The sequence below is a fragment of the Corallococcus sp. CA049B genome (genome assembly GCF_003611685.1).
In the GTDB taxonomy this organism is placed as follows: Bacteria; Myxococcota; Myxococcia; order Myxococcales; family Myxococcaceae; genus Corallococcus; species Corallococcus coralloides.
In genome coordinates, this window is the sequence record NZ_RAWC01000147.1 from 1 (window position 1) to 21891 (window position 21891).

The 21891-nt window shown below is 70.8% G+C and carries 12 protein-coding genes; 4 read left to right on the plus strand and 8 right to left on the minus strand.

Annotated features, from left to right (window positions below; translation table 11 throughout):
• Positions 1 to 893 (minus strand): class I SAM-dependent methyltransferase (locus tag D7W82_RS26730; protein WP_158617731.1); only part of this gene is annotated, 893 nt, incomplete at its 3' end.
• A gap of 109 nt (positions 894 to 1002) precedes the next feature.
• Here D7W82_RS26730 and glsA point away from each other — a divergent pair.
• A complete protein-coding gene (gene glsA, locus D7W82_RS26735) occupies positions 1003 to 2004 on the plus strand; it encodes a glutaminase A (RefSeq protein ID WP_120621054.1) in 1002 nt (333 codons plus the stop codon).
• On the opposite strand, the gene D7W82_RS26740 is transcribed toward glsA, so the two are convergent.
• The 3 genes from D7W82_RS26740 to D7W82_RS26750 are packed head-to-tail and all read right to left on the minus strand — an operon-like array spanning position 1980 to position 12500.
• Positions 1980 to 2921 (minus strand): hypothetical protein, encoded by a 942-nt coding sequence (locus tag D7W82_RS26740; RefSeq protein ID WP_120621055.1) that lies wholly within the window; start codon positions 2919 to 2921, stop codon positions 1980 to 1982. The genes glsA and D7W82_RS26740 overlap by 25 nt on opposite strands.
• Positions 2918 to 3922, minus strand: a complete 1005-nt coding sequence (locus tag D7W82_RS26745; RefSeq protein ID WP_120621056.1) for a hypothetical protein — start codon at positions 3920 to 3922, stop codon at positions 2918 to 2920. The genes D7W82_RS26740 and D7W82_RS26745 overlap by 4 nt, the downstream gene beginning before the upstream one ends.
• 16 nt (positions 3923 to 3938) lie before the next feature.
• Complete coding sequence (locus D7W82_RS26750; protein WP_120621057.1) at positions 3939 to 12500, minus strand: RHS repeat-associated core domain-containing protein; 8562 nt, start codon at positions 12498 to 12500, stop codon at positions 3939 to 3941.
• A gap of 287 nt (positions 12501 to 12787) precedes the next feature.
• Between D7W82_RS26750 and D7W82_RS40640 the strand changes: the two genes are divergently transcribed.
• The 3 genes from D7W82_RS40640 (at position 12788) to D7W82_RS26765 (ending at position 17848) form a co-directional block, all read left to right on the plus strand.
• On the plus strand, positions 12788 to 14536 hold the full coding sequence (locus D7W82_RS40640; protein ID WP_158617732.1) for a hypothetical protein: 1749 nt from the start codon (positions 12788 to 12790) through the stop codon (positions 14534 to 14536).
• Positions 14537 to 14549: 13 nt separating this feature from the next.
• Positions 14550 to 16406, plus strand: coding sequence for a hypothetical protein (locus tag D7W82_RS26760; protein ID WP_147439552.1), 1857 nt, complete (start codon positions 14550 to 14552; stop codon positions 16404 to 16406).
• A gap of 74 nt (positions 16407 to 16480) precedes the next feature.
• On the plus strand, positions 16481 to 17848 hold the full coding sequence (locus D7W82_RS26765) for a hypothetical protein (protein WP_120621059.1): 1368 nt from the start codon (positions 16481 to 16483) through the stop codon (positions 17846 to 17848).
• 19 nt (positions 17849 to 17867) lie between these two features.
• Here D7W82_RS26765 and D7W82_RS26770 read toward each other — a convergent pair whose 3' ends face one another.
• From D7W82_RS26770 to D7W82_RS26785, 4 genes are all read right to left on the minus strand, one after another.
• On the minus strand, positions 17868 to 18809 hold the full coding sequence (locus D7W82_RS26770) for a hypothetical protein (RefSeq protein WP_120621060.1): 942 nt from the start codon (positions 18807 to 18809) through the stop codon (positions 17868 to 17870).
• Between the two features lie 57 nt (positions 18810 to 18866).
• On the minus strand, positions 18867 to 19751 hold the full coding sequence (gene mtgA / locus D7W82_RS26775) for a monofunctional biosynthetic peptidoglycan transglycosylase (RefSeq protein ID WP_120621061.1): 885 nt from the start codon (positions 19749 to 19751) through the stop codon (positions 18867 to 18869).
• A 175-nt stretch (positions 19752 to 19926) separates the two neighbouring features.
• Positions 19927 to 20544 carry a hypothetical protein gene (locus tag D7W82_RS26780; protein ID WP_120621062.1) on the minus strand — a complete coding sequence of 206 codons (618 nt, stop codon included), beginning with the start codon at positions 20542 to 20544 and terminating at the stop codon, positions 19927 to 19929.
• Between the two features lie 284 nt (positions 20545 to 20828).
• A complete protein-coding gene (locus tag D7W82_RS26785) occupies positions 20829 to 21563 on the minus strand; it encodes a hypothetical protein (protein WP_233587950.1) in 735 nt (244 codons plus the stop codon).
• Between the last annotated feature and the right edge of the window lie 328 nt (positions 21564 to 21891).

Consider the following 21891-nt stretch of genomic DNA (forward strand, 5'->3'; position numbering starts at 1 on the left):
CGCGAGGGGCCAGGCGCTGACGCCGCTTCGAGCGCCGCGGCGCGCAGCGACTGCGCGCGGAGGGTCCGCTCGTGCTCGCTCTCCTCGTCCTCGACGCACCTCAGGCTGACGAAGAACTCCAGATCCCCGCGAGGGGTCGACGCGAAGTCCGCGAGCTGGAACGGGAACATCCCCAGCTCCGCCAGAGCGGCCGCGGCCTCCAGGAAGGAGCTCGGGGTGAAGACCCAGCAGTGCACATCCGTGTAGCTGGTGGACGCCAAGGCTTCCCGGGACTTCTGAAGCGCATTCTCGAGCGTGCCGGAGTACGGGAGGCTCTCCGCGTCGATGTCTTTGTTCCACATGGCCTGCGTGTCCACCTGGCAGTAGCAGGCCCAGAAGTCGAAGACCTGCTTCACGGTCGGCCCGGTGCGGCGCGACAGGAAGGCGTCCACCAGCTCCCCGGGGGTGCTCACCGGGCGCTTCGCGTCGAAGCAGAAGCGCTTGTCCGGGATGGCCAGCGAGATGATGCCGCCGGGACGCAGTGCCTGGCGCAGGTCCCCCAGCCAGCTCACGGGGTCCGGCACGTGCTCGATGACGTGGCTCGCGAGCACGAAGTCCACCCGCCGGTCACCCAGCGCACCGGACAGCGTTCGCGACGAGAGGTCCAGGTCCACGTCCACGATGGTCGCGGTATCCCAACCGTGCCCCTCGTACTTGCGCCGGAGCACCTCCGTGCTCGCATGGTCTGCATAGAGGATGCGCCCGGCGTCACGCGTGACGATCGGACTGGCGAGCGGTCCTATCTCCACCCCCTCCATCGTCGCGAGCTGGATGGCGCCCAGCAGTCGTTCCTGACGAGACTTCCCCTGCTCCGGCGGCATCAATGCCTCCTCGACCTCATCTTGGCGGCCCACTATGCCAGCACCCTCCCGGGGCCTCCAGCAAGTCCTGACATGCCTGCGGCTCCACGCCCGCGCGGCCGCGTGGCATTGACAGCCATTGATGCGCGACGAACCTTCACGCATGGACACGACAGGCGAGCCCCCTTTCATCTCCACCGGACAGCTCCCCTCCGAGGAGCGGGTCCAGGCGTTGGTGGACGAGGCCTACCAGCGCCACCAGGGGAACACGGAGGGACAGTGCTCGCAGGTCTACCCGGCGCTGGCGCGGGTGGAGCCCCGGCTCTTCGGCGCGTGCGTGGTGGGCATCAACGGCAGCAGCCATGGGGCCGGGGACGTGGACCATCCCTTCTCCATCATGAGCGTCTCCAAGCCGTTCCTCTTCGCCCTCATCTGTCAGGCATTGGGGCCTGAAGTGGCCCGGCGCAAGCTGGGGGTCAATGGCACGGGCCTGCCGTTCAATTCGGCCATGGCCATCGACCTGAGCACGGATGGACGGACCAACCCCATGGTGAACCCGGGAGCGCTGGCGACCACGGGCCTCGTCCCCGGCAGCAGCCCCGAGGCCCGGTGGCGGTTCATCCATGAGGGGCTGTCCCGCTTCGCCGGACGCCCGCTCGCGCTCGACGAAGAGGTGTATGCCTCCGCGCGGGAGACCCACCAGCGCAACCAGGGGCTCGCCTTCCTGTTGCGCGGGCTGGGCCGCCTGGAGGCGGATCCGCTCCTGACGACGGAGCTCTACACCCGCCAGTGTTCCCTGGCGGTGTCCGCCAGGGAGCTCGCCGTGATGGGAGCCACCCTGGCGGACGGGGGCGTCAACCCGCTCACCGGCGCGCGGGTCGTCGACGCGGAGGTCTGTCATCACACGCTCGCGGTGATGGCCACGGCGGGGATGTATGAGACCTCCGGGGACTGGCTCTACGACGTGGGGGTCCCGGGCAAGAGCGGCATTGGCGGCGGCATCGTCGCCGTCGCGCCGGGAAAGGGCGGGCTGGGCACCTTCGCCCCACTGCTCGACGCGGCGGGCAACAGCGTCAAGGGACAGCTCGTCGCGCGGTTCCTGGCCCCACGGCTCGGCTTGAGCCTGTTCATGTCACGGCCTCAGCCCAGCGCGGCCCAGACGTAGACGGCCGAGTACGTCTGCGCCTCCGTCCAGATCTCCTTGCCCGAGTTCACGATGGTGGTGCAGTCGGCCAGCCACCGGGTGGACTCGAACTCGAAGACGCCGGGCGAGGCCGACACCGCCACCGGTTCGCTCGCACCAAAGGTCACCGAGCTGAGCGGCATGGGGCTCAAGTTCATCGCGCTGAAGCGCCCGAAGAACGACTGGAGCAGCACCGCGGTATGCCTCAACGCCACCGGCGCGCCCGTCTCCACCCGCAGCTTCGTCTTCCCCCAGTTGATGTCATTGACGGTGTAGGTCGACTCGTCGGCGACCATCCCGAACCACGCGTTCTCCTGGGCCTCCCCCAGCACGAGGCCCGAGGGGCTCACGGTGCAGTTGGAGGCGCCCTTGCCCGTCAGCGTCCCGGCGCCCGTGACGTAGGCGCTGCCCGGGGCGGTGATGGACGCCGAGATGCCCGCCGACGCGCCCACGCCGCTGACGTCGTGGCTGCCCGAGGCGAAGTCGAGCTTGAAGCCCGACAGCACGGCGGCGGAGAACTCCGGCAGGGACACCACGGCCTCGGGCCTGGACATCTGCCCCGTCGCCAGCTCCTCGCCGCTCACGACATAGCGCGTGCTGGACTCGCCTCCGACCCAGGCGATGACGGTGATCCACACCCTGGCGGACGACAGCGGCGTGCCCGTCACCTCCGCCTTCACCTTGACCTGCCGCTTGCTGTCCTCCCCCGCGTTCTCCCGCGTCAGCTTCACGCCGAACCCGGAGATGGAGGAGCCCCCCAGGTTCCCTCCCGAAGCGCTGGTGGCGAAGTTGATGTCGAAGCGGGAGATGCCATACAGCGCGAGCCCCACGTCGCCCGAGAAGTCGAACGTCGCCGTGTCCCCGGACACCACTTCCTTGCGGCTGAATTGCCAGCTCATGACTCACCTCCAGGCAGCGGCCTTGCGATTTCGGCGATGACGAACGCCGTCAGGTTGCTCGTGGGGGGCGGCGCGATGCCGTAGTCGTCTCCCGTGCGCGAGTTGAAGATGTTCAGGATGAGCGTCCCGGAGATGGTCTTCCCGTTGGAGATGCTCAGCGTGTCGCTCGTGACGCCCGCCTCGAACAGCTCCAGGTCGCTCGTCTTGTCCCGCTCGAAGTTGATGTTCACGTTCTGCAGGAGCACGCCGGCCCGGCGCACCGTCTCGCCCGCGTTCAGGGTGGGCGTCACGCTGAAGGCGCACGTCACGCCGTCGCGCTCGTCATCGACCTCCGTCCACTTGCTGGACGACGTGTCGATGGAGAGGACCTTGTAGTAGGACACCCCGTCGGTGGACAGGAAGGCCACGTCCGCCGTCCCCGTCCGCTCCTCGTCACCGCTCTGGGTCGCCTTCCCGCTCACCTTCGCCTGGGCGCCGCCGGGCTTCTCCACGGAGGTGGTGAAGGACAGGCTGCTCACCTCCTTCGCGCTGCTGCCCGCGATGTAGAAGCCGGCGAGGAACGCGCGGGCCTCCGCCGACGCGGAGGCGATGGGGATGGCTTCTCCCCACTGCCCGGAGAGCCCGTAGAGGTTGCCCGCCACCGCCTGGTACGCGGGGTTCATCAGCCCGAGCACGGCGACCACGGTGATGCGCACGAAGCTGTCGTGCCCGCTGCCGTCCGTCGAGCAGGCCGCCTCCGCGCCATTGTAGTTGGTCATCACCAGTGACGCCGTCACGTGGACGGCGTCCTCGGTGAGGTTCGGCACCAGCGTCACGCTGGCCTGCCCCACCGCCTCGGAGGTGGAGCCATTGTCGGCGTAATACAGCCGGAAGTAGCTCAGCCCCGCCATCGCCCCGAGCACGCGCTCACCCGGCAGCAGGTCCTCACTGAAGTCCACCTTCATGGGTGATGCCCAGGTCTTGTTCTTGGGCATCACCGCGGTCTTCACGCAGATTCGCATCGACTCTCCCCTCTTCTCAGTTCATTCCAAAGATGCCGACGAGCTGGCCGGACGGTCCCATGGACATGCCACTCGAGCTGCCCATCACGCTCGGGCCGGTCAGTCCTTCCAGAATCGAGTTGCCCGCGGATTCGAGCTTGCGCGTCACCCGCTCCTTGAGCTTGTAGCGATTCTTGACGTAGCCGAACGACGTCCCGCCCACGCCCACGGTCAGCCCCCAGGCCCCGTCCAGGATGACGTTGAGGGCGTCCTTCCAGTCCGTCCCGAACTCGTTCTCGCCGGAGACGACGAGCGTCACCAGGTTGGTCAGCGGGATGGAGACCAGTCCGGCGACGGTGTAGCCGATGGTGTTGCCCAGCGCGCTGTGCGGCAGGGCCACCATGAACTGCTGCCACGCGTCCTCGGCGGGGTTGAGCTTCTTCTGCAGCTGATCCCAGTAGGTGGCCTCGGACCTCCACTTCTTGGCCTTCGTCGCGCGCGAGGCGTCCGGCCTCGCCGCGTCCTCGGCCAGCCTGGCGGCCTGCTGCGGGAAGCCGCGCACCTTCTCCTCGCGGCCCGCCCTGGCGCGTCCCTGGATGCCGCCGGAGATGCCCCCGCGGATGAAGCCGCTCACCCCGCCCACGATCACCGTGCCGGTGAACTCCCCCCAGCTGAAGTCGTCGGCGGTCAGGGCGTAGGTCATGCCGTTCCAGCCGGCCGCGGAGACCATGCTCGCGAGCGCGGACAGCCCCGCCGTCCGCCCCATCGTCGTCACGTCCAGGACCAGCCCCGCCACGGTCCCCGCGGCGGCGACGGCACCGGAGAACACGACGACCACCACCCGACCGCTGTCCGAGATGGCGCCCGTGCGGTCCACCCGCGTGGTCGGGTGGTTGCCCGCGTAGGTGTAGGGGCTGGGGAACTCGTCGGCCGGGTCCGGCGCGTAGAAGCGGCCCAGCACCGGATCCATGAGGCGGGCGTTGAGGTTGTAGAGGCCCGTCTCCGCGTCGTACTCGGCGCCGGAGAAGCGCAGGCGCATCCACGGCGCGGCGCCCGTCGACTCCCGTGCCGCACCGAAGGCGGTGTAGCCGAAGCCCTCCACCAGCGTGCCCTGGGCGTCGAACAGCGCGCGCGTGGAGCGCAGCCGGTCGCTCGAGGCGTGGTAGCGGACGCCGTCGCGGTACACCAGCGGGCAGCCCGTGGGGCCCGGCACGTACAGCACGGTGCCGCTCTTCCCGCCCGTCACGAACAGCGGCTGGTTCTCACCCGGGAAGCGCACCTCGCGCTCCTCGCCGCCGGGGCCGCGCACCCGGGTGGCCACGCGGACGCCGTCGGCGTCGTAGGCGTACTCGACGGTGCTCGCGTCGCTGGCGCCGGGGCGGACCTGGATACTTCGCGGCAGCGCCATGCCGGGCGCGTAGGTGAAGTCCAGGTCCACCGGTCCGGTGCCCCGGGTGCGGCGCGAGGACACCGTGCCATCCGCCCGCCAGGTGAACGCCGTCTCGCTGCCGTCCGGCCACGCCACCGTGTCCAGCCGGTTGCCGCCCGGCACGTATGACAGCTTCGCGCCGGAGAGCTCGTGGATGTTGCCGTTGAGGTCCTCCTCGTACTGGAAGCGCTCGGCGGCGTCGGTGCCCTCCACCGACTGGGAGGTGGTGATGCGGCCCAGCCCGTCATAGCCATAGGCAAGCTGCTCCCGCTGCGCGCCGAGCACCGCGCTGGTGCCGCGCACGTTGCTGTCGGGCGCGAAGGTGTACGCCTGCGTGGCGACAGTCCCGGCGGAGGCGGTGGACCGCAGCAGGTGGCCCGGCGAGTCGTAGGCCATCTCCCAGCTCACGGGGCCGGAGCGGCCCGCACGGACCCGCGCCATCGCATCCCACCCGAACGAAGCCAGCTCCGCGCCCGCCTCGTCCTGGATGGAGGTGATGTTGCCCTGGACGTCGCGGCCGTAGCGCAGCGGCCCGGGCTGGGGGAACAGCTCCCGCGGCAGCCCCAGCCGCACCAGCGCGTTCGTGTTGTCGTAGCCGAACGTCACCTCCAGCGGCGCGGCCTCCTCGCCGTCGTCCCACGTCACCCGCAGGGTGCGCGCCTCGGGCTGGCCCAGCGGCGTCCAGCGGTACGAGGAGTCCACCGTCGCGGGCGCGCCCGTGTCCTGGGAGCGCGAACCCACCAGCTGTCCCAGCGCCAGCGCGTCCCAGCCGTCGCCGTCGTAGCGCCACACGCCCGTCGTCACCGCGCCCGCACCCGGATCCGTCAGCGGCCAGCCCGGGAGCTCCGCCCGCTCGAGCAGCAGCGGCTCGTTCCATTCAGCCGTCACGTGGCCGCGCGCCGTCATCCGGCTCATCGCGTCGTAGGTCGTCCAGGTGATGCGGCCCTCGGCCGCGTCCGCCGCGGTCTGGGCGAAGCGCGCGCGCCCGCCCCGGTCATGGACGTAGCGCGTCTCCCCCGCGTCGGGAGTGGACTCGCGCAGCAGCCGGCCCAGGCAGTCGTAGTCGCGCACGATGGCCGCGTCCGTGCCGTTGCGCCAGCCGTCAGGGAGGATGACGCGCGTGCGCGTGCCCGTGGGCTGCATGCCCAGGTCCATGGCGGAGACGTACGTGGAGTCGTCCGGCAGCGGCACGAGCACGGCGAGCGCGGCGTCCTTCGCGTCACGCACCTTCAGGCGCCGCTCGCCCACGGGGGAGGTGAACGTGGTGACGCGGAAGTCGGTGGCCGGCAGGTCCAGCCCCGGCAGCACCGCCGCGTCCGCCGCGTAGCGCACCTTCGACGTGGGCCGTGAGTCCGCGGGCGTGGTGTACGGGTCGACGATGGCCCACGCGGCGCCCGGCAGGCCCACCTCCACGGTGCGCCCCAGCGGTGACGCCTCCAGCAGGCGCCGCGAGTACGGGTAGCCGCCGTCCGCGGAGCGCCCCGCCTCGCCATTCCAGTAGTCCGTCGCGTCGCCGGCCATGACGCCGCTGCCCGCGAGCGAGGCCTGGAAGGCCGGCAGGTCCACCAGCCCCGTGCGATAGAGCAGCGGGGCCAGCGCCGCGCCCGAGCCGAAGTCGCCGGGCACGGACTTCGTCTTCACGATGGTGCGCCCCAGCGCGTCCTCGATGAGCTGGTTGACGAGGTACGTGTCACCTCCGAGCGCCTGGAGCTGACGGTCCGCGCCGGTGGAGTCCTGGAGGCGCGCTTGAATCACCGGGCCCTCCATCCACGCCAGGTTGCGCAGGCCGAGCGCTCCGGTGCCCGAGGTGAGCGCCGCGCCTCCGCGCACGCCCGCCGCCACGGAGAACACCAGGCCGCCGTCCGTCCAGAACAGCAGCCGGCCTCCCGTCACCACCAGCAGCAGCGAGGCCGGGCTGGAGGCGCCCGGGCCCACGGGCGAGACACCCTGCCCGCCCACGTCCAGGCGCCAGCCGTGGCCGTCCCACGAGAGGCGCGCGGCGGTGCCCACCGTGAAGCCGAATCCCGGCGACAGCGTCACCGGGCCCCCGTCCACCGCGGTGGGCTCCACGTAGAGGGCCCACGCCTCCGCCTCCGGCGCGGTGGCGGTGAGCGACGCGTCGGTGGCGGCCTCGTGCAGCAGCAGGCCCGAGTCCGCGCGCCACGCGCCCTCCGCCGAGGGCGTCCATGCGTCACGCCAGGCCTCGCCGTCGCGGAACGTCTGCAGGGTGCCGCCGCGCGTGGCCTGGACGACCACCTGGGCGTTCGGATCCCCCGGATTGAAGGCGGCGTTGCGCTGGCGGGAGCTGAACTCCAGCTGCACGCCCTTCAGCGCCCCATTGGCGCGCACCTGGCCCACCATGCGCCGGGTGGGGCCATAGACCGCCCGGGACGTCAGGCCCCCGGGGCCCACGTTGGCCGTCAGCTTGTGCGTCCCCGGCTCGAAGGCCTGCGCCATGACGTTGGCATCGCGAGGGTAGAAGCCCACGTCGTCCACCCACAGCTCGCCGCCGTCCGCCTCGACGCGCAGCCGGACGGAGAGCGGACCGTCGGACGCGAGGCGCGCGTGGTGCTCGCCCAGCGCGATGGCCGCCTGCACCCAGGCCCAGCGTCCAGAGGTGTCGTCCAGCGCGATCCGGAGGGGAGAGCCCACCACCGTGCTCCCCGAGGTCACGGTGATGATCAGCACGGGGGACGCACCGGCCGCGGCGTTGCGGGGACGCGCGTACCAGCAGCCGGCGACGTAGGTGCGCGCGTTGTTGGCGGGCGTCAGCGGTGCGCGCTCCACGGCGGCGTCACCCCCTGGCAGCCACGCGCAGCGGACGCCGGTGTGGGCGCGCTCCGCGGTGACGGCGGCGCCTCCGGTGAAGGTCCACGCGGTGAGCGGCTCCTGCGACTCGAAGCCGCAGGCGTCGGCCTCCTGCGCGGCCAGGTCCGCGTTCGTCACCATCAGCAGCGGCAGCTGTCCGGTGGCGTCCACCCGCGTGGAGTGCGCCACGCCCGATGCGTCCTTCGACAGCGTGGCGATGCCCCGGCCGTCGCGCGTCAGGATGCGCGTGCGCATGAACCACTCCGGGGGGACGGCGTCCGCGCCGAACGGGAACCGGGCGCCATTGGAAGCCGTCGGACCGCCCCAGTCGTAGCGGGCGGACACGTCGAGCACCGTGCAGCCTCCGGCCGTCTCGAAGGGGCCGTAGGTGGTGGCGGCGCACGCGGACACGGAGTCCACGCCGTCCTTCGGCCACACCCGGGTGCGCATCTGCGCGACGGGGGTCAGCACGTTCTCCCACGCCAGGGCGCGCCAGGCGGGCACGGCGGCGGCGAAGGTGGTGGCCATCTCCGTCGTCCACGTCACGCCGTGGACGTCGCGTGTGTCGAACGACTCGGAGGTGGTGCCACCCGTCAGCGGCGCGGGGAGCCCTCCCAGGTAGCCATAGCGCGTCTCCAGCGCGAGGCCGTCCTGCATGGAGCGGATGCTCGCCGGCCGCACGTAGGCGCCGTGCAGCATCACCTCGCTCCACGTGCCCTGGACCGCGTCCTGGAGCGACGTGAAGCCGGCGCGCGACGTGAAGACCTCCCAGGTGTTCGTCTCGCTGGCGACCAGGCGGCCGGTGTAGCCGCGCACCGCCGTGGGGGACTTCGGATCCTCGTCGCTGTCCACCGTGTAGCGGCGCTGGGTGGTGGGGTCCTCGACGGACCAGTACAGGTAGCGCCCGTCGACGCGGCGGGCCTCGTAGACGGCCTGGGCGGACAGCGCCGCTTCTGCCGGGAACAGGGCGCGCAAGGCCTGCGGCACGGGCGTGCCCGGCGGGACGTCAGGCGTGAGGCCCAGGGCGGCGGAGGTGGGCGCGGCGAACAGCGCGGCGCCCTCGAAGGTGAGCGTCTGGAGGGGCTGGCCGTCCAGCATGCTCAGGCCCTCGTCCGTGGCCCCGTTGTCGTAGGTCGTCACGGTCCGCCCGCCCCGCGCGGCGGACGGCTCGTCACAGCCATCCCAGGCCGTGGAGCGGTAGTACTTGATGATCTCGCCGGACGGATCGCACGCGGCGCTCACCCGGTCGAAGCTCCACACGGAGCGCAGCGGCTCGCCCAGGCCGGTGTCGATGGTCAGCGAGCGCACCGGGTAGTCCACCAGCGCGCCCTGGATGTCGCCGCCCACGAAGCGGTGCAGGGTGAGGCTCGGCGCGCGCTCGAAGTCGGGCGCCGTCTGCGGATAGGTGACGAGGGTGGCGGGGCCGGCGGGGCTCTTGCCCGCGCGAGGCGGAGACACCAGTCCTTCCGGCGACAGGGGGCTGACGAACGTCTGGCCGGCGATGGTGGAGGTGGCCTTCGCGCGGCCGTTCTCCAGCAGCGCCAGGGCGATGCGCGCGGCGCCCTGCCCCGGAGGCAGCCGCCACCCCGCGAAGTCCGGGGCCGCGTCGACGACGCTGAAGAAGTCCGTGCCTTCGGGAGCGCCCTCGTAGACGGGCTGCTCGCTCTCCGGCCCCTTCCAGCCGGGCGCGGCGCCGCGGTACCAGACGGTGTTGGAGGCGACGATGAAGTCCTCGCCGGTGGCCGCGGGGTAGCCGAAGTCCTCTCCCGGCGGCAGGGCCGGCAGCGTCCTCGGCGCGCGCGCGAAGGTGCCGCTGTCCGCGTCGTAGGCGAGCAGCCGCGTGGTGACGCCATCCGACACGTTGAGCACCTGCAGCACCACGTCGCGCCCATACGCGTAGGCCATCCAGCCCGGCCGGCCGCGTCCCTGGTCGGTCAGCGCCTCGGAGGTGTTCCAGCCCACGCCATCGAAGCGCCACAGGTACCGGTCGGTGCCCACCAGCTCGTTGCCGGACACGGACGGCACCGGCGGCCATGAGGGCCTGGGCACCTGCGTGACGGAGGACAGGCGCAGGTTCTCCGCGTCCACGCCCTGCCCTGCCTGGAACTGGTAGTCCGCGTCCCAGCGGCGCACGCGCAGGGCGTAGCGGCCGGTGGCGCTGGAGTCCGTGGCCTCGCACCACGCCACCATGGACGGGCCGTCCGCCCAGAACATCTCCGTCTGCCGGGGCCCCAGCTCCACGTCCAGGGTCCCGCCGTCGTTCCACCGGTGGTCGCCGTCCAGCCACGCCAGCGACACCGTCCCCTTGCCGTTGAGGTGCTGCCACAGCAGGTAGCGCTCGCCGCGAGCGAGCACCTGCATCATGCGTCCCCGCACCGCGGGCGCGTCCCCGCCATTCCACGCGCGCCGCTGCCAGTCCCAGGTGAGCCGGTAGAGGTTGTCACCGGTGCCGTCGAAGCCGGAGACGGTGGCCAGGAGGAAGCGCTCTCCGGCGGCGAGCCGGGCGCCCGTGGCCCGCGGAAAGGAGAGCCACGAGGTGCCGTCCTCATTCGAGTACGGCGCCCACTCCCACGTGCGCAGCGTGCTGCGCCGGAACGGGAGCACGCGCACCTCGTCGCCGACGCGGAAGGTCAGCCCGAAGAAGTCCGTGGAGGTGGCGCCCGCGAGCGTGCTCGCGTCCAGCGCCTGCTCGCCCTCGTAGACGAGCCCCTCGCTGGGGGTGGAGCGCTGCCAGCGTCCCGTCCACGTGTGGACCTGGAGGCTCAGCCGCTTGCGCTGCGCATCCAGCCAGCAGGTGACGGCGTAGTCCGGCCCCAGCCAGACGAAGGGCGTGTTGCCGGTGGCGCCGAAGCCCGCGGGCGGCGTGACGGTCAGGTCCCGCTCGCAGATGTCCAGCGGGACGGCGCCGTCGTACGCGAAGGTGCCGGTGGCGCCCTCGGGATAGATGACGCGCGTGAGCGCGCCGGGGTGGTCCGCGCCCTCCTCCAGCGCATAGGCGAACACGTAGCCGGGCAGGCTGCGCCCAGCCGGGTCCTGCTCGGTGATGCCCGTGAGGAAGCGCTTGCAGAGGTCGGCGGACGACGCAGCGAGGGTGCCGGGCACGGCCTGGGGCCGGGCGTAGTCCAGCGTCACGCGGTACAGCTCGCGGTCCGCGCCGTCCAGGACGCGCAGCCGGTCCAGGTACAGCGTCTCGTAGCGGTCCTGGAAGGCGTTGGGGGTGGTGAGGTTCTCCGGCGGCACGCCGTCAGCGGCGGGCGCGAGCACCTTGTGCGGATCCTGGTACTCGTGGACGGTGGCCGTGTACCACTTGGGCGCGTAGTCCAGCGCCACGCTCCGGCCGCCCACGCCGGTGATGCGCGAGAGGTAGCAGGCCTTGGTGTACGGCAGCCCGTCGGTGCCCACGCGCTGCTCGACGGTGGGGAGCAGCCCGTCCGCGCCGCGCTCGAAGGTGTTGTACGCGTAGGTGACGCGGTCGCCGTAGCGGTCCACGCGCGCGACCAGGTTCCACGCGTGCGCGTACTGCGCCTGGCCTTCCCGGCGCGTCGAGCTGCCCACCCAGCCGCCCCGCTCACCGCCGAAGCGCACGCCCCACTCGATACCGTGGCCGGTGCTGGTGGCGAAGCCCTGGGAGGTGACGGAGACGCCACCGCCGAAGACCCGCTGCGTTCCCGAGTCGTCCACCGCCACCCAGCGCTCGTAGGCCGGGTAGTAGCGCACGCGCCAGAAGCTGAAGTCCTGCGGCTCGAAGCCGAGCCCACCCGCCGCCACGGCGAGCACCTGGGCACCGGCCGCGCCGGCCTGCTCGGACAGGACGAAGGACTGCTCGTGGACGGGATCCTCCACGTCCCACGGGCCCTGCCCGCTGACGGTGGCCTGGGGGGACAGCGGGAGCCCGGCCGCGGCGAAGGCGGTGATGAGCTCCTGCGAGACGAGGGGTCCGCCGAGCCGCGAGCTCAGCGCCGCGTCCAGCAGCGCGCGGACCCACGGGCGGGGGGTGGGCACCAGCCGGTTGCGAGCGCCTCCGGTCTCCAGGATGAAGCGCCGCGCGGCGAGCGACAGGGCGCCGTCGGACTCCGCGACGATCCGCTCGCGGGGGAGCATCCAACCCAGGCCGACCACGCCCGTGGGCGCGTCGAGGTTCCAGCGCGTCGCGGCGAGGTGGATGGAGCTGTCATAGGAGAGGCCCAGCTCCACCGCGAGCGTGTCGTCTCCGAGCTTCCCCGGGAGCTGGACCAGCGGGCGCTGGTAGCTCACCGAGCCGCGGAAGAGGTTGATGCTCTGCCGGAGGGAGCCGACGTCGGTTGACGCGAACTGGGCAGGGCGCTGCGGGGGGGCCTGGTTGGGGGCGCGCGAGGAGGGCATGACGTTCCAGGGAGGGGATTTGATGAGCGCCGTGAGCAGCGGCGCTCAAGCCCGGAGCCTTTGCGTGGAACGTGCCAGCGCGGTGCGCTAGCGCACGCCTGGGGAACGCGGAGGTGAAGCACGGGATGGCGCGTTGCCTGGACACGCGCGTGCGTTCTGGCGGGACGCTCGGCGCCGCGAAGAAGGAGGTGCAGGCAGGCGGCGCGGTTGCGCCGGGGAGCCGGTTTGCGCTCGTGCCACCTGCTTCATTAGGGTCAACGCCCTTTCGCCACCCAGGGTCCTCCCGCATGGCCTCGCGCTCCTTCCGCGCCATCTGTCTTTTCCTGCTCGCGCTCATGGCCTCCGGCTGTTCCAGCGGTCCCTGCGAGGGTTTGAAGTGCCCTGCCCCCACGCCCAATCCCTGCGGCACCGACCGGGACTGCGGCTGGCAAGGCTTCCTCGCGGAACCGCTGGCCGTGCCCACCCTGCCCCGCACGGGTGAAATCATCACGTTGGACGGTGCCGCCCAGTACCGCGCCTTCGCCCTCAAGGCGGTGAGCGGGCGCATCTACACCTTCACCTGCACCGCCGAGGAGTTCGAGGCCTGTCAGGTGACGCTGGAGGAGTCTCCGTACCTCTCGCGGTTCGTCGAACAGGAGGGGCGCACCACGCGCGTGCATTTCCGCGCCTTCCTCGGTTGGGACGTCCTGGCCGTCGTGACCGCGCTGCCCGAGGGCAGCACCGGCACCTTCCAGTACTCCTTCTCCGAGCGCGAGGACGACCACGGTCTGGACGTGGCCGAAGCCACGCGCCTCACGCCCGGCACGCCCCCGGTCCAGGGCCTGCTCCAGGCGGGCCCGGACAAGGACACGTTCGTCTTCGACGCAACCCGGGGCCATATCCTCGAAGTGCGCTGCGCGGGCGCGTTTCCCTCGGGGACCCCTTCAACCCACCTGACCGGCCCGGACGGGCGGGAGCTGGGGGACCGCCAGACGGAGTCCGCCAGCGGGCTGGTACCGGGGCGACGCTTCGTGGCCCAGGCCACGGGCCGCTACGCCTTCTCCCTCAGTAGCGCCAACTCCATCGCCACGTCCTACGCCTGCTCCGTGGAGGACCTGGGCCTGGACGACCACGGCGGTACGACAGGCACCGCGACCGTGCTGCCCGAGGGCGACAGCGTCCCGCTGGAGGGCACGCTCGAGCTGAGCTCCGACCTGGACCTGTTCTCCTTCCTCGCCCGCGCGGGTCACACGTACGCGCTGCGCTGTGACACGCCCACCTTCGCCCCCTGCCGCGACGCCCGCATCTACGCGCCGTGGGACGAAATCCGGGAGCAGCCAAGCCCCGTGGGTGTCGCCCGCGACGCGTGGCTCCAGGTGCGCGTGGAGGCCCGAGGTCAGCGCGGGGCGTACGCCCTCACGCTCCTGGACCTTGGCGCGGACCAGGGCACGGGGGCCCAGGACGCGGTGCCCCTCTCCGGCGATGTGTCACTCACCGGCTACCTTTCCCATCCGGGTGACGAGGACTTCTTCCGCCTGGACGCGGTGGCGGGCCACGTCTACCGCCTGGAGGCGGAAGGCGCAGCCTCCGTGGAGGCCCTCCTCCTGGCGACCCCGGACGCGAGCCTCACGCGCAACGACACCGCGAAGGTGCACCACTTCCTGGTGGACGCCGACGCCGCCGTGCTGCTGCGTGTCTCCGGCCCCCGGAAGCAGTACCGCCTGGACGTGCGGGACGTGGGACGGGACGACCACGCCGGCACGCCCTCGGACGCGACGGATCCGGGCGCCGCGCTGAGCGTCACGGGCGTGCTGAACGCCTCCACCGACGTGGACTGGTTCGCGCTGACGCTGGAGGCACGCCCCCACGCGGTGAACCGCACCTCGGTCGATACGAAGTTCGTCCTGTTCGAGGCCGACGGCGTGACGCCCGTCCCCTGGGACACGGCCTCCGGCGCGTGGGTGCCCCGCGCGGCGGGACGCCACCTGCTGCGGGCCGACATGTTCGGGCGCTTCCAGGGCCCGGATGCCTACCGCATCGAACTCCTTCCCCGCTGAAGCCCCCATGACCATGCGCGCCTTCCTTCCCGCCTTCCGCGCCCTCCTGGCCACCGCGCTCCTGTCCGGCTGCGGCACCGAAGAAGAACCGCTCCCCACCGGGCCCACCCCGGAAGAGGTATGCGCCGGCGTGCACTGCACCGCGGGCTACTGCGCCAGCGAGGCAGGCGCGGCGGTGTGCCGCTGCGGCCCCATGGATCAGGAGCTGGGCTCCACCTGTGAGGTGGACGAGGTGGATGACCTGGACCAGGCCTACACGCCGGTCCTCCAGGAGCGCGCCCTGCCCGTGGTCGCGTTGTCCGGCCGGCTCCACCGCCAGGACGTGGATCTCTTCACCTTCGCCGCGACGCAGGGGCACACGTACCGCTTCACCTGCACCCCGGAGGGCTTCCAGTGGTGCGACCTGGCCATCCACCCCTATGACAATGGACAGGTGACGTACGAGGGCCGCGACACCGTGCTCACCGTCACGGTGGAGACAAAGGCCGTCCTCCACAGCGCTTCTGTCGCCGCGTGGCCCCGGGGACGCTCCTCGGAGCGAGGCACGTATACGGTGTCACTGGTGGACGTGGGGGACGCGGAGGGCCATCCGGACTTCCAGTCGATCCCCATCGCCACGGACGGCACGCCGTTCACCGGCCACGTCGACTTCCCGGGGGACGAGGACGCCTTCGCCTTCACCGCGCTCGCGGGGCACGTGTACCGGCTGCGCTGCACGGACCCCGAGCTGGTGCTGGCCCTCAAGCCGTTGTCCACGCCCTTCGTGACATGGAGCGACCTCGCGTGGGAGCAGGAGGGGGCCATGACGGTGGTGAAGCTGGGGGCCGGAGCGCACCTGCTGCGGGTGGGCGCCAGGGCGGACCGGGCCTCTTCGGGTTACCAGTGCGAGCTCCAGGACCTGGGCCCGGACGACCACGCGGATGAGCCGGAGGGGGCCACGGCGCTGCCGGCGTTCGAGTCGGCGCTGACGCTGACGGGCGTGCCGGAGACGCGGTCCGACGTGGACTGGTTCAGCTTCCCGGCGAAGGCGGGCCACGCGTATGACTTCGTCTGCGACAGCGCCACGCAGTCCGTCTGCGCCGCGAGCATCGTCCAGCTCTCCAACGCCTCTCCGGGAACACCGGCGGCCCGCCCGGCGGTGCTGCGCCAGGACGGCCTGCTGCGGGTGCGGGTGTCCGCCTCCCTCCTGGCCTCACGGGGGCCCTATTCGCTCCAGGTGGTGGACCTGGGGGCGGACCAGGGCTCGGGCGTGGAGGACGCGGTGCCCGCGAGCGTCGGCGTGCCCATCCCGGGACTCTTCGCGCCCCAGTGGGATTGGGACACCTTCCGCGTGGACCTGGAGGCCGGGCATGTGTACCGCCTGAGCCTCGACAACGGCACGAAGAACACCACGCGCTTCGGGGCCTACCGGCCCTCGGAGCCGAACCGGGACCTGCTGAGGATCGGCTCCGCACAGACGGCGTTCTTCAAGACGGACCGCGCGGAGCCCATCGTCTTCTCGGTGAGCGACAGCCTGATGTATGGCCCCTACGTGTTCACCATCGAGGACGTGGGACAGGACGACCACGCGGACACGCTCGAGGACGCCACGGTGCTGCCCGCGTCCCGGCTCCACGCGGAGGGCCGGTTGGACACGGCGGATGACCTGGACTGGCTCGCCCTCGACCTGGAGGCGCGCGCCTACGAGGTGCGCACCTCCCCGGTGGGTCTCGCCTACGATCTGGTGGAGGCGGATGGTGTGACGCGCGTCCCGAGGATGGACGGAGCCGTGTGGCCGCGCGTTCCAGGGCGGTACTACCTGCGCCTGGGCAACACCCTCGGGCTCTCCACGCCCGGGATGACCTACCGCTGGGAACCGCACCCGCGCTGACGCCCGCTCCCCGGAGGGCTCACCAGGGCCGTGGGACTTGGGGTTCTTCAGCCGGATTCGCTAGAAGCGCCTTCGTGCCGCCCCCATCCCTCGCATCGCGCGGTGGTTTCGCGTCCTCCAAGTTCGCGCTCTGGCTGATGTGTCTGGCCCTGTTCGGCATCTACATCACGAGCCCCGCGCGGTTGCAGACGGACTCGCTGTGGTCCATCCCTTCCGCGGCAAGCATCCTCCACGAGGGCAACACCGACCTGGACGAGTACCGGAGTTCGTTCTTCCCGGGGACCGCCTATGCGCGCAACGAGGCCGGCGGCCGCACGTACTACGTGTACCCGCCGGGCGTGATGGTCTCCGCGCTCCCGTTCCTGGCCGCCGCTGAAGGACTCATCTCCCTGATGCAGCCGGTGCTGCCCCACCTGGGGACGTTCGGTGCCGAGGCGCTGGCCTGGCGGGAGCTGTTCCGGCGCACAGGGGGCGTGGACCTGAGCTCCTTCGCCCGCACCGAGAACCTCATCGCCTCGTTCTACGTCTGCGCCACCGCGGCGGTGCTCCTCGTCACCCTGCGCAAGCGGGTGTCCCCGGGGGCGGCGCTCGTCACCGTGCTGCTCTTCGGGCTGGGCACCACGGTGTACTCCACCGCGAGCCGGGTGCTCTGGCAGCACGGCCCCGGACTCCTCACCATCGCCTGCGTCATGCTGTTGCTGGCCCGCCCCGAGCAGACCGCGCGCACCGCGCTCCCGCTGGGCTTCTGGGTCGCTGCCGCCTACGCCTGCCGGCCCACGCACTCCCTCAGCGTCCTGGTGGTCACCGGGTTCATGGCCCTGCGCTTCCGCCGCCAGCTGCCGGCCTACTTCGCGGGTGCGGCGCTCGTGGCGATACCCTTCTGCGCGTACCACCTGTCTGTCTATGGCTCGGTGTTCTCGCCCTACTACCGACACTCGGTGGATCCATTCGCCGGCCCGTTCTTCATGGCCCTGGCCGCCAACCTCGTCAGCCCCTCGCGAGGCCTCTTCACCTTCTCACCGTTCCTCGTGCTGGGCGTGGTGGGCTTCCTCCAGCGGTGGCGAAGCCGGAGCCTGGAGCCCTACGAGGTCGTCTTCGCCCTCATCTTCATCCTGCACTGGGCGGTCATCTCCTCCTTCTTCATCTGGTGGGCCGGGCACTCCATTGGCCCGCGCTTCTTCACCGACGTGCTGCCGTACCTCGTCTACTTCCTCGCGTTCCCCGTGCAGGCGGTGCTGGAGGCCCCCTCACGGCACCGAGTCCTCGCGGGCGCGCTCGTCGTGACGGCCCTGTTCAGCGTGTTCGTCCACTGGCGGGCCTCCAACTCCTACGACGTCCACAACTGGAACTCCTGGCCGGTGAACGTGGACAGGAATCCCGCACACGTCTGGGATTGGAGGGATGCGCAGTTCCTGCGCGCCTTCCCCTCCCGCTCCCGGTGAAGGGGCTTCCCCTAAAGGTTCACTGCTTCGGCGAGGGCTTCGGGTCCTGGGTGTTGCGCAGGTCCGCGCGCACCACGGCGTCGCCGAAGCGCTCCACGTTGGTCAGCCAGGCCGCCGCGTTCTTCACGTAGCGCGCGGTGCCCGCCGTGTCCCACTTGTTGTAGAGGCGCGTGAAGCCACCGTCGAAGATGGCTCGCTTCCCGCCGTTGTCATGGAAGGCCGCCACCAGGTTGCCCGCCGAGCCATGCAGCAGCGGCGTGAGCCGCGGGCTCGGCTGGATGGTGGCGATGGTGATGCCCTCGTAGAGGTACTCCAGGCCGGTGGTGAGCAGGTGCCGGCGCAGCAGCCCCGGCCCCGCCTCGTCCTTGCGCAGGCCGACCGTCTGATCGCCCATGACGTTGCCCTCCATGACCGTGCCCAGCAGCGCCTGTCCCACCACGTTGGCGTCCGCGTAGTAGGGCGCGTTGTCGCCCCAGATGTACACGCCGTGTCCCGCGTCGAAGAACTCCTTGATGACCTTCACGTGCTCGGGCGTCAGGCGCTGCGTCGAGTCGGAGATGATCCACAACTGACACGACTTCTGGAGCCCCTTGCGCAGCTCCTGGGGGCTTGGCGCCTGATTGACCCAGCGGTACACGGAGAAGCCCTTCTCCTTCAGCGCGGCCTTCGGCAGCGAGAAGTCGAAGTCCTGCGTGTAGAACTGGAGCACCGCCACCGTCTGGCCTTCGAAGGCGCCGTCCACCGCGAGGTCGTTCTGGTTGCCCTTCGCGTTGCCAAAGCCGTCGCGAGCCGCGGGGCGCATCTCTTCGCGCGCCTCCTGGGTGCCGTCCTTGCGTGTCACCACTTTGCGAACGCTCTCCATGGGAGCGTTTTCACCCGCCGCCTTGTTGTACTGCGCGAGGGCCGGAGTGGAGATCAGGACGAAGGCAATGCTGCAGAACAGCGGGCGAAGTGCACGCACGAGAACCTCGACGGAAAGGGCGTGGCACCTTTCACGCACGGCCCCGCGAAAAGTTCTTCAGCTGGCCTCCGCCACGAGCCCGGACTCGGACGGTTCACCGAAGAAGCGCGAGAGCTCGGCCTGGGCCTCGCGGGCTTGCGCCCCGCTGATGCGCCTCTCGCGCTCCAGCCTCCCGATGATGACCCCAGCACGGGTGCGCAGGGTCTCGGGGCGCTGCGCCGGCAGCCAGCGACGGGGGGCGGGCAGCATGGCCGCGAGCATCGCACCCTGCGCCACGCTGAGCGAACGGGCCGAGAGGCCGAAGTGCTCGCGCGCCGCCGCCTCGATGCCGTAGACGCCCTCCCCCCACTCCACGACGTTCAGGTACAGCGCGAGGATGCGCTGCTTGGACAGGCGGTCCTCCAACTGGCGGGCGATCAGCAGCTCCTTCCCCTTGCGCAGCAGGCTGCGGTCCGTGGAGAGGTAGAGGTTCTTCGCCAGTTGCTGCGTGAGGGTGGAGGCGCCGCGCCCCAGGCGCGCCTCGCGCACCGACTGCTCGAAGGCGTTCTCCACCTCGGTCCAGTCCACGCCCTCGTGCTTGTAGAAGCGCGCGTCCTCGGAGATCAGCACTGCGTCCACGGCGTGCGGGGCCACCGCGCCGAGCGACACCCAGGCCTGGCGCGCCCGAGGCCTCCTGCCCGCTTCGAGCGCCTCCTCGGCTCGCTGGTCCATGAGCGCGGTGGTGCGCGGGTTCTGAGTGCGCAGGGAGCTCACGTCGGGCATCCGCGCGAACTCCACGCCGAGCCAGAGCGCGAGCATCAGCCAGCCGCCGAGCACCCAGCGGCCCCAGCGCGAGCCGGAGCCGGAGCGCTTCCCCACGACGCGCCGGGCGCCAGAGGAGGACTGCTTCGTCTTCTGCATCCGGACGTGGGAGGGGCGCACCGAGGGCGGACGAGATGTCATGGCTACACCTACATCTGCCCCACCCCGCGCCCCCTGTCCAGAAGTCGGCCGGGACGACCCCCGGGGGCGCGCCCTTTCCGAGCGGACGCGGATTTGACCCGGCTCAATTCGTCCACTGCGGCGGTCCGCGCGGTCGGGTCAGTTTACCTGTCTCCCCCCGGCGCCGGAGGCTCCCTCACTTCTTGCAGATGGCGAAGGTGACCGCTCTGTCGGAGAAATACTCCGTCTGGGGGCTCCATGCGCCGTGGAAGGTGTCTCCCTCGTCGCCCGACGTCTTGTACATGCGATAGCAGCCCGCCTCCTTCCGCGCATACGAAGTGCGCGTGCTCGCGAACACCTCCAGGGTGATGCGGTCACCGCCATCCACCGCGACCACCCCTGCGGCGTGGTAGGGGGAGGTCCCCTCCCTGTCCCACTTCAAGTTGACGATGACATAGGCCTGGCTCGCGAGCGGCACCGCATTGTCATTGCTTCCCTTGCCACTGCCCAGGGAATTGGCGACGAGAATGTTTTCCAGCGGGCTGTTCCCGAAGTCGCGGCCCAACTCCACGCTCCTGCTGCGCGTCGCTTCGTCCTTCGGGTCGAACTGCGCCTGATACATGATTTCTTCGGCGGTATGCAGGCAGTCCTTGATGAACGTCGTGGAGACGCAGGGGACGTAGATCTTGCTATTGAACAAGGTGTCGCTCAATCCCTGCTTCCGGTGCACGACGCTGTTCAACGGGGCGGATGTCGCGAAAATCACCTGCCCACCCCAGTCATCCGGGATGAAGTAATTGTCGCTCTCCGACATCCATCCCTCTACCCCTTTACCCTTCGATGGGAATGTCACCCTCTTCATGTGGCGTGTCCTCGTGAAGTGGCCGCGGGAGCTGTCCGCCTGCGCCGGCAGCAAGGCCCGCTGATTATAGACAGAACCATCCACGCGCGGCACTTGCAGGCTGGGATGTCACGGACCACCCAACTCCATACAACACGTGCACAGGCCTGGTCTGTCTACCTCACGGGCCCTGTCACGGAGGACAGATGCCGGGGCCGCTCACCCTCTCGGAGGGATGACCTCGCGGGCGCGAAGGTTCAGCCCTTGCCGCCGTCCTTGAGGTTCAGCAGGCCGACGGCGGCGGCGAGGCGATCGCGGTCCTTGAGGAACTCCGCGTCCTTCTGGAGTTGTTTGTACTGGCTCGTGGTGACCTTGGGCAGGTCGCCGTCGAGGTGCTGCTGGAAGATGGGCTCCTTGGGGCGGTCCTTGTCGTAGAAGGTCTGCACCACGGACTCGGCGCGGTGGGTGCCGGGACGGACGTTGAAGTGCGTGTCCACGAGGATGTCCGGGTTGCCGGCAATGGCCTTGTCCGCGGGGATCATGGCCGTGTTGGCGCCGTGGGAGGCCGAGGCCAGGTTCTGCGCCGACTGCGTCTTCTTGCCGCCTTCGCCATGGCCCATGCCGTGGAGGATTTCGTAGGGAGTCCCCTTGGCGGCGGTGCCAAGCTCCTGCTGGTACTTCGTGGAGCTGGGCTCGCCCCCGGTCATGGTCCGGAAGACGTTGGTGTGCTCACCCTTGTCGCGGTCCGGCACGGAGGTGAGGACCGGCTGGGGCCCGAGCCCGCGGCGCTCCACGGGGCCTTCGAAGAAGAGGCCCTTCTTGTCCCTCGCCTGACTGCCGACGTGGGCCAGCAGGTTGAGGCCATCTTCCGGTGTGTCCTTCGTGGTGCGCAGGGACGCCATGTCGCCGGTGCGGGCGGAGTGGGTGTCCTGCAGGCCCACCGCGTTCTGCTGCTTGTACAGCTCGGCGGCCGAGGGGGGCTTTTCGCCCATGGCCGCGGCCCGCCTGGGCCGCTTCGACGTGCCCGCGTCGAACGTATCCGCCTCATCCCGGGGGCGCTTCGTCGAGGAGGAAGCAGCGGCCTGCGTCTGGGGCGGAGGCGACGGGCTGCGCGTCGGCGTCACGCGGCCCCCGGAGCCACTGGGACTGGAACTCCGGCTGGGGCTGGAGAGAGAGGGAGATCGCAGTCGGGTCTGAAGCATCCCCTCATCTAAATCAGATAAGTCCGAAGGTTTCTCGGAAGACGGCGTGCTCGCGAACGAGTTGCGCGAATCGCTCCACCAACGGGCGGAGTCGTTCATCGCTCATGCGCGGCATGGC